Raw genomic sequence first — 9,692 nt, forward strand, 5'->3', positions numbered from 1 at the left:
AACATATGTTATAATTTTAGGTAATTGAGTAAGCGGTGGCGACCTTCACATCACGAAAGAGGTGATGCCTATGGGCAATTTGTCCGGGCTCCTTCTTAATCTTGACAGAAAGGAGCCGCCGTAATGGCAAGCGTTCTGCTTTGTCTGTTGCTTGCACTGTATCTTACAGTGCACTGGCTTAATGGCTTTTCAAAGGACCTGGATGGCCTCTTGAAGAATTGCGTTTCCTTGCTTGATGATGTCTGCAATCTGATTGATAGCACTCACACCTTGCGCAAGAAGCTGCACCGCCAAAAGCCGCGCAAGAAGCGCAAAAAGGAACATAAAAAAGCCGTCGCAAGGACGACTAACTGTTATTTCAACTAAATACATGGTCGTCACCGACCTCAATCAGAAGGCTGAGCATTCGCAGTGCTCGGCCTTCTTTCTATGCTTTTATTCTACTTGCTTTAGCACCAAAAAGCAAGTAGAAGCAAAATATTAGCTGCTTGCTAAAAATATTTTGCTTACTTTATCTTATTTAATGCATTTCTTTGCTTTTCATCGCCAACGTGCGTATAAAGCTTAGTCGCTGACGTTCCCCGCTGGCCCAATTGCTGAGAAACAAGAACAAGATCTTTTGTCTGTTCATACAACTCAGTAGCAAGAGTGTGTCGCAGCTTGTGCGGGGTGATCGGCCGACCAAATGCTGAAGAGTATGTTGCGATAAAGTTTTCTACTGCTTTAACGCTCAAGCGACGATATTCTTTCGCATAAAACGAAACAAATAACGGCTTAACCGACTTTCCTATCGCCTTTCTGTCTTGAAGATAGGCCTCCATGTGCGGCAGACACCATTCTGCGATAGGAACGGCGTCCAGTTGGCCACCTTTACGTAAGATCTGTAAAGTAGCTCGCTCTACGTCCAAGTCAGATATATTTACATTTACCGCTTCAGATACTCTAACGCCGGTTCCCAGCATTAAAGCAATAATAGCAATATTGCGGTCTTTTACGCGTTTAAAGGCAGCCTTCTCTCGATTTGACTTCAGTTTGGCTTCATAGCCATCCTCATTCTCAAGGAACTCTAGAAAGTCATGCTTGATCTCTCCACTATAGATCTTTGACTCAATTTGGTGAGCACGATACTGCAAAGTTTGAGATTCAGGCAATACCGAAACCTTCTGCATTACATTGCGGTAGAAATATGGCTCACCGTTATCCTTCTCAGACGTTACTGTTAGAAACTTAAAGAGCGATCTCAAGGCATTGATCGATCTGTTTATTGTTCTTGGATTGTCATACTTATTCTGATAATTGACTCTGTTTTGCAGGTAATCGATATACAGCTCTACGTCTCGCTTCTGGAGTTTCTCCAAAGTTTCCAAGCTGATGCCCTTCGTGCTTGAGGTATTGCTGATGCCTGCCTCTATCAGCCATTCAAAGAACCGCCTAATCTCACATACGTACTGATACATGGTTTTAACAGACGAACGCTTGGTTATGGCAAATTCGCTCACGTAATCTGGCAGAACCTTGCACTGCTCTTGGATCAGTTCAGAGTATCTTGCTTTGTCCACTAATTCTCACCATCCTTGATAGTTTTCTTACATTCCTCATAACGATCATGCGTTACAGTAAGCATAATTGGTGCAAAGTCATTGCCATTCATGCTTAATGATGTATTCGTCAGCCGCAAGGCGCAAAAATGCGGACAAGCTTAGGCCATGTGCTTTTGCTACGACAGTCAATCGCTGCTTCTCATTTTTAGTCATTGAAATCAATGCAGTAGCTCTACTATCATCGCCATTTCTATCTGCCTTGATTTGGTATTCACTAGCTTCTGCATCGTTAAGAAACCCTAGTCCTTTTGTTTCTTTGTCCATTGCTCAAGTCTGCTCCCCTATCAATTAATATATACTTAATAGCTATATTGTAAATATTACATGAGTATGTGTCAACTGTACGCGCAAACACATAATTCTGTTAGCAGATTTAGTCAAATACCGAGGATCACATGTACTAAGCAGAACTGTTGGCAACTGAAATTAGGCAAAAGAAAGAGGCCACACTTTCGTGTGCCCCCTTTCCCTAACCTGTATAATGAATATTGATACCTATAATTTTTCTTGTGGTTTGCTTTGATTTACTGTGTTTGTAGCATGAGCATTATATTGAACCGAGAACCGAAAAATACTAACTATTTTTCGGCTATTATATCAGCTATAACAATAGCAGTGTATGCTACACCATCTTTAATATATGTGCCTGTGCCAATTACAGCTTTAGTAAAGTTCCCATTAATAAAGGCCTTGTAATGGTCAACGGTACGCGATACATTTGTAATATTGTCTCGCTCATGGCGAATGTAAATTGCTTCGTAATCATCTTTTTCATCTTGAATGACATTGTGTTCATACGTTGCAACTTGAGACACTTGATCATTCAAAGAATCACTGGCATTTATAGTCGTAGCACCAACATTTTCTCCGGAATATACTCCAAACTTTTCTATAAGAGACGTACCAGAGTGATCAAAATTTCCAGTATCAGCAAATATTTTAGCCTTTTCTGCAGCTCGCTGATCCATGAATGTTTGATATTCCGGCGTTGTATCCAAGGCCACTGGATTCTCTCCTACTTTGGAACGAAAGTCATTGATTACATCCAAAATCTTAGCCCGTGCACTTGCCTTAGTATTCTCGTCCCAGACTTTAATTGTCGGCACAGTAATCTTCACGGCAAAGGTTGTCTGCGTACCATCTTGGTAAGTAACAGAAACAGGAACGCTATAAGTACCAGAATCCCCTGTGGCTGGACTTGCCTTTAAATTGTAGACACCATATTCAAGTGGGAAGGACACCGCAAAAGGAACCTTAGCAGTATCAACAGAAATAGATTTAATGACATCTACAGGTGCCCATACACTTGTAGATGCATACTTAATTTCAAATGCAGTTGAATCATAAGTAGTTCCTGGGGTGATAGTCGCATCTTTTACTTCAAGCTTGTAGGTCGCAGCCATGCCACCATTATTGGTAGACAAGCTTGATCCGCTATTGGATGGCTTGTCAGATGATCCTACATCCCCCTTGCCGGGATTATTTGAGCTTGAGCTGTTGCTTGAAAATGAAGACCCAGAATTCCCATTAGAACCGGATGATCCACTGTTAGCCGGCTTTGACGGTGTTGTAGAAGGCTTTGTTGCAGGCTTGCCATCGGTCTTCTTAGTAGGTGACTTTTTTTGTTCTTCTTCTTGACCGCCTTGTAGGTAATCTTGACAGTCTGATTCTTGGTCTTGCTGGTCACCTTGTAGGCACCCACAGATGCCCGACTTGCAGTATAGCCAGATACCTTCGCTACGGTGTATTTCTTCCAAGAAGACGTGCTCCACTTGCCGTAGGTCTTCTTCTTGGTCTTGTTGTCGGTTCTGACGCTTCTCTTGATGTAGGCGTTCTGGATGACCTTCTTGACGCCTTTTGGCTGGTACATCTTGATCGTCCGGGTGATCTTCTTGGTCTGTGTGGAATAACTGTAGCAAGGTACTACTTTCTTTGCATTGCTGGTCCGGATGTAGCGTCCCTTGCCCAAGCTATAGTACTGCTTGCCCTTGATCCACTTGGTGCCGTATGCAGTCACCTTGGCATTCTTCTTATAGGACTTCTTGGTCTTCTTGCCTTTGGAAGTGTAAACGTAGGCTTTCTTAGACACGCGGATCTGATACTTCACAGCAGCTTGAACTTGCGCTTGAGGCATTGAAGCCGCCCCACCCGCGCCAAGCAGTGCCACTGATGCGGATACGCCAGACGCAATCTTTACGAGTTTCATCTTTTTCTCCTTTGCTCTTTTACAATCTGTATTTTCCATCTACTATTTTAGCAACTGTGCAGCTTGATTTCAGATTTCCTTTTATGGCTGCTATGACACAAAAAAACGACCTTGAGAAATCTCAAAGTCGTTTTTGAGCATCAACTGTTTCTACTGGCTGATGCCGCTATGCTTGCTATTCTTCTGATTTCTTCTTCCGGTTGATGACCGTAGCCAAGAGAGAAGCCCCTGTCGCAAACATGCCCGCTGACTGCATCAAGATGCTGTCCTTGTTGCCTGTCTGCGGAAGGGACGCTTGTGGGGCTGGAGCTGGAGCTGGCGTTTGGACCGGTTCTTCCTGCTTTGGCTCTTCCTTGGCAGGAGCTGGAGCTTCCTTCTTCTTGTAGTAGATGTCGACCACCTTGTCCTTGGTATCGCCGTCGACGATCTCCTTCAGAACCTTGTCAAGACTGGCAGTGTAGCCCTTGATTTCCGGAGTATCGAACTCATCCCACTTGTCCTTGGACCATTCGCCGTAGGTCTTCTCACCCGTTACGGCATCTGTCTTGACGTCACGAGTAACGTGGCCGACCTGCTTGACCGTCTTTAAGCCGTCTGGAGTGTGCAGACGAATCGTGCGAGTCGCGGTGTGATCTTCGGTTGAATCGTCAATCCGGTGAGCAAGCTTGACAACGTAGCTTTGATCAACGCTGTCATCATCATCGAAGACGACTTCCTGACCATTGGTTTCATCGCTTACCAGCTTGTATCCCTTCCCTTCAAGTGCCGCGATCTCTTCTGCCGTCGTGTAGCCAGAATGACCGTTGGACTTGCCCGACAAATCTCTGAAGGTAATCACCTTGCCGGTCGTGTCGTCAATGTAGGTTACCTTGGCCTTCTGCGGATCTGGATCGTAGGTTACGATCTCGTGGATGTCGCTGTGCTCGTGAGTAATCCCCTTGTCGCTGATCACCTTCTGGTCTGGAGTGTAGCCTTTGACTTCTGGACTTACTACGTCATCGTAGTCTTGGGCTGGCGACCAGGAGGTAGAGATGATCTCGCCCGTTACCTTGTCAATCGTCTTCTGGGCCGTGAAGTGCAGAATGCTGTCGACTGGGCCAGGAGCCTGGCTGCCGTCTGACATCCGGTAGGTGATCGTTCTTCTTACGTCCTTGCCAAGACTTGCCTTGTCAGTTTCTGGCGGATACTTGGTCCCGTCCGGATTCTTGTTCATGGCTTCACCTGGCTTGCCTGGCTTTTCTTCAGTTACAGTCGTGTAGGTGTGCTTCAAGACTACCTTGTAGGTTTGATCCTTGGCATCGTCATCGTCAAAGATGATTTCCTTGCCACTGGTTTCGTCGCTGACCAGGGCATAGCCGTTGTCCTCGTAGTCCTGGATCGACTTGCCGGTAGTGTAGCCGGACTTGCCGTTGGTTACCCCGTTAAGGTCATCGGTCTTCAAGGTCTTGCCCGTTGTTTGATCGACGTAGATAACCTTGGCCTTCTGCGGGTCTGGGGTGTAGACGACCTTTTCTACGATGTCGTCGCTGCTGTAAGGAATGTCCTTGTCAGACACTACCTTCCGGTCTGGGGTGTAGCCCTTGACTGCCGGGCTTTCAACATCCTTGAAGTCCTGGTTTGGAGACCATTCTGACTTGACTACCTTCCCCGTTACCTTGTCAATCGTCTTCTCAAGCGTGAAGTGCAGCTTGTCCTTCACGCTGTCTGGGGCTTTTGACCCGTCCTTCATCGTGTAGTTGATCGTCCGGTTGACGTCTCTGCCCAGGCTTGCCTTGTCGGTTTCTGACGGATACTTGGCACCGTTCGGGTCCTTGTTGATCGGCTTGCCTGGATCGCCTGGCGTCTTTTCAGTCACAGTCGTGTAGGTGTGCTTGAGGTGAACCACGAAGTACTGGTCAGTGCCCGTCACGTGGTCAAAGGTGATCTGCTTGCCGCCGGTATCGTCGCTGACTAAAGCATAGCCGTTGTCCTGGTAGTGCGTGATGTTGGCAGTGGTCGTATACGGATGCCAGCCCCCTTCGCTGGTGTAGACTGTCGTGTCGCTTTCACCGTTCAAGGTGTCAGACTTGAGGTCTTCGCCAGACGTGTCGTCATGGTAGGCAATGTGAACTACCTGGTTGTCTGCCTTGTAGGTTACCAGCTCATGAATGTCCGCGGCATCGTGGGCGATGTTCTTGTTGGATACTACCTTGCGGTCTGGAGTGTAGCCTTGAATTTCTGGCGTGTTGACGTCTTTGAAGTCCTGGTTGGCTGACCAGTCAGTCTTCAGCACCTTCTGATTTACCGAGTCAATCGTCTGCTTGCCAGTGAAGTGCAGGCTGTCGTTTACCGGTGACGGTGCCTGGTGGTTGCCGCCGATGATCTTGTATTCGACCGTGCGGGCAACGTCATCCGTAACGTCCTTGGTGTAGGTGCCGTGCTTGAGGTGGACCGTGAAATACTGGTCCTTGCTTGAGTCGCTGTCAAAGGTAAGCTGGTTGCCGCCAGTGTCATCGCTGACAAGGACGTAGCCCTTGCTCTGGTAGTCCTTGATGCTGTCGCCTGTCGTGTAGGCATGCCAGCCAGAGCCTGAGTCCATGCCGACCGTGGTGTTGCTGTCGCCCCACATCTTGTCCTGCTTCAAATCCTTGTTGTCCGTATCGTCATGATAGATGACGTACACGTTCTGGGTTTCCGGCGTGTAGGTTACCACGACATTGATGTCGGCCGCGTCATGGGCAATGTTCTTGTTGGACACTACGCTGATGTCTGCCTTGTAGCCTGGAATGTTTGGCGTTGCGATGTCGCTAAAGTCTTTGTTGCCCTCCCATACTTCAGATAAAGTTTTACCAGTTACAGCATCTAGAGTAACAGTTTTTGAGAAACTCAAACTATCGTGAACGGCACTAGGTGCGGCTACTTTTCCACCTTTTACGACATACGTAATCGTCCGATTAACAGTATCTGCACCGTTTATTGTCGACGGCGTTCTCGGCGTGTGCTTCAAGTGTACAGCATATGTCTGATCCACACTTGTGTCACTATCAAACACGATGCTCGAGCCTTTTGTATCATCGCTTACCAGCTCATAGCCCGCAGCTTTGTACTTATCAATCGTAGCCTTGGTGTTGTATCCACTGTCAGCGCCACTGTTGCCGCTTAAGTCTTTAGATTCAAGATCCTTGTTGTCAGTATCATCATGATAGACAACCGTAGCTTTCTGTACAACAGGTGCTGGAGCATCCGGAATCTTTGCAATTTCGGTTTCAACAGTGTGGTCAGCAGTAACTTTTGGGAACGAAAACTTCTGGCTAGTAATGGTCTTGTTGTCAGTCTTGTTTTCGAAGAACGTCTTGCCATCGATCAAGATCTTCTTGATGTAGTAGCCTTTATTGCTGCTTACGGAGCCATTACGGTCGTTCTTAGGAAAGACCATATCCATTGGCTTACCCTTCTCTGCAGCCGCATATGAGCCGTGAGCATCTGCTGCTGAAATTCTCTTTCCCGTACTGTCAATGAATTTTTGCTTAATTTCATATGACCCGTAGTGTTGGAAAATTCTGGTCCCCGCGTTAGAGCCAGCCCAGTGGAATGACGAACCAGTTGCTAAAACCAGTTGGTCAAATTCTGTGTTGTGTTGCCCTTGCTCACCGGCTTTGCCGCCGCCATCAGGCGAAGGAGCTAATCCGTAGAACGTATTGTTCTTCTCATGGACGCCTGTTGAGTCTTTGTTAGCATGTGCATTTCCAACCATGCCACTGAGGAACTTAACTTGCTCAGTGTAGGTTTTCGGATCACCATTGGCAAGCACATAGTCTGACTTTTTGAAATCTGCTTCTTTGTGTACCGTACCATCAGATTTGTCTGGCTGGTCAAGGTCGTAGAAGTACATCAAAGCAGTAGTTCCTGCCTTGGCACCAACAATTTGTACGTGCACGTCCATTTTAGTGCTAAGCTTCCCGTCACGGGTGTTGTCAAAGCCGTTGGTAACTTTTGTGTCAAGGCCAGAGTCGAGCCATGTCGTGCCACTACCATCCTTGTTCTTTTTCATCGAAAGCACTGACCAAGTTACAGGCTTGCCATAGTACAAGTGACTTTCGTTTGCGGCACCTAAATTCGAGTTTCTGTATCCCAATGATTGGAAAGTAATGTTTGACAGGGTAATCTTAACGTCGTGGTAAGTCCCTGTTTCATCTTCAGCTTTTCCTGGAATCGTAATCGTGACGTTGCCCGGCTTAACGCTATCAGTTGCCCCATGGAATGAGTGCGTATAGGCAACGATGTAATTGCCTGCCGAATCTGTCAAAACTTTCCAATTCTTGTCAGTTGAAGAAATAGTCGGCTTGACAAACTTGTTTTTGAAAACGTATTGGTAGGCACCAACTGAGTCCAAGCCGTCCTTATATAACTTTACGTTAGCATTTGTAGCTGGAGCGGCTGCTAAACTCGTAGCCAGCAGTCTCGCACTAGCCGCTGCCTTGGCCGCGCTGTTCAAAGTGTTGAATGACGTTGCAGTTTCAGAGGTTGGAAGTGCAAGGCTGGCAAGACTTACTTCAGTGTAGGCACCATTTGCCTTGTTCGTGTTAAACGCAACCGTTTCATTATTTGAATCAGCAGAACTGGAAACATTTGATGCGGTCTTATTAGCAGCATCGGTCAACTTCTCGCTGGCATTATCTGATGCCTTAGATTCGCTCTTCTGATCAGAAGTCTGTTTTGCTTGATCAGACTTGCTAGTATCAGTAGCTTTTTCTTTAGCAGCATCCCCCGCATTCGCATTCACACCCGCATCAACGTTAGCATTGGAGTCAGCCTTGGCAGAGTTTTTCTCTACAGACTGGCTCTTTTCTGAATCCCCAGCGCTGTTGGCGTTGTTGGCGCTGCTTGTGCTGTTTGCATTGCTAGTGGTGCTGTTTGAGTTAGCTGAATTTGTATCTTGAGCCTTGTTGGCAGTATCAGTTGAAGCATTGACGCCTGCCTTGTCGCTTTGACTTGAAGCATTGGCAGCACTAGTAGTTTCTTGAGCGCTTGCAGATTGAGAATCAGTTTGATCCTGCACTTCTGCTTGGCCATCGCTGGCTTGCTTTCCATCAGCCGCTTGATTGGAAGTCTGACTGCTTGCTTCTGAGCTGTCAGACTTCTGTACTACAACCCCACTGCTCGTTGCTACAGCATTCTTCTCTTGGTTCTCGTTTTCACCTTCAGAACCATTTGCTTCAGTACTGCCAGTTGCGGCGTGTGCTTGGCCTTGATTGCCAACCCACAGCGTGGTAGACAACAACACAGAAGCCATGCCGACAGACAGCTTCCGGAAGCCGTAGTGTGGCGTGCGTTCAGCAATTTCTTCAAATTTCTGTTTACTCATTCCTTACATCCTTTCCTAGATTAGAAATTTGATTGTTTTAACAAAATTAAAGTTGGAACAAAACACTAATGGATATTTAATATCCGCATCTTGGATGGATTTCCAACTAAGTTAATTGTAGATATGTTTGAAGAAAGGAGAGCATTTACTATTTTTCGTTAAAAAAGCGGGAAAAGCCCGAAATTTCTGGGCCTGAGCAAGGCGATCTTTGCCGCAGAATAAACAAAGTTATAAAAATCAACGAACATTTTTAGGAAAGAATCTCCAGCATCCCCGTGTTTGGTTTATTTACTTTGGCAAGAAAGATTGTATTAATTATTCGTGGCTACACATTTGCTCGTTGATAGATTCTTTGTGCGATGATTATCTTTTTTCATGACAATCGTTGCGCGACGATTCTGATAATCGATGCGCTTTGATTGCAACGATTTATCGTTTTCGTAACGATTATGACTCAAGGTAAAATTGATTCTCCCATGATTAAAGTCGCAGGAACCGGGGGCACCCAGCACAGTGACAGCTGACTCCAAGTAGATAGCCT

The 9,692-nt window shown here is 46.4% G+C and carries 7 protein-coding genes; 1 reads left to right on the plus strand and 6 read right to left on the minus strand.

Annotated features, from left to right (window positions below):
* The first annotated feature begins 123 nt into the window (after window positions 1-123).
* Window positions 124-366: a hypothetical protein gene (locus ACYVUV_RS12060; RefSeq protein WP_484499526.1), complete on the plus strand. Its 243-nt coding sequence runs from the start codon at window positions 124-126 to the stop codon at window positions 364-366.
* Window positions 367-506: 140 nt separating this feature from the next.
* Here the strand turns inward: ACYVUV_RS12060 and xerS are convergent, their stop codons facing one another.
* The 6 genes from xerS to ACYVUV_RS12090 all read right to left on the minus strand — a co-directional run.
* Window positions 507-1,559, minus strand: a complete 1,053-nt coding sequence (gene xerS, locus ACYVUV_RS12065) for a tyrosine recombinase XerS (protein WP_484499527.1) — start codon at window positions 1,557-1,559, stop codon at window positions 507-509.
* Between the two features lie 78 nt (window positions 1,560-1,637).
* On the minus strand, window positions 1,638-1,865 hold the full coding sequence (locus ACYVUV_RS12070; protein WP_484499528.1) for a hypothetical protein: 228 nt from the start codon (window positions 1,863-1,865) through the stop codon (window positions 1,638-1,640).
* A 314-nt stretch (window positions 1,866-2,179) separates the two neighbouring features.
* Entirely contained in the window at window positions 2,180-3,025 is an 846-nt protein-coding gene (locus ACYVUV_RS12075) for a CAP domain-containing protein (RefSeq protein WP_484499529.1), read from the minus strand.
* Window positions 3,026-3,060: 35 nt separating this feature from the next.
* Window positions 3,061-3,807 carry a mucin-binding protein gene (locus tag ACYVUV_RS12080; protein ID WP_484499530.1) on the minus strand — a complete coding sequence of 249 codons (747 nt, stop codon included), beginning with the start codon at window positions 3,805-3,807 and terminating at the stop codon, window positions 3,061-3,063.
* A 175-nt stretch (window positions 3,808-3,982) separates the two neighbouring features.
* On the minus strand, window positions 3,983-9,151 hold the full coding sequence (locus tag ACYVUV_RS12085; RefSeq protein ID WP_484499531.1) for a mucin-binding protein: 5,169 nt from the start codon (window positions 9,149-9,151) through the stop codon (window positions 3,983-3,985).
* Window positions 9,152-9,462: 311 nt separating this feature from the next.
* A partial coding sequence (locus ACYVUV_RS12090; RefSeq protein WP_484499532.1) for a hypothetical protein occupies window positions 9,463-9,692 on the minus strand: 230 nt, incomplete at its 5' end.

Source organism: Lactobacillus sp. WILCCON 0149 (assembly GCF_057197965.1).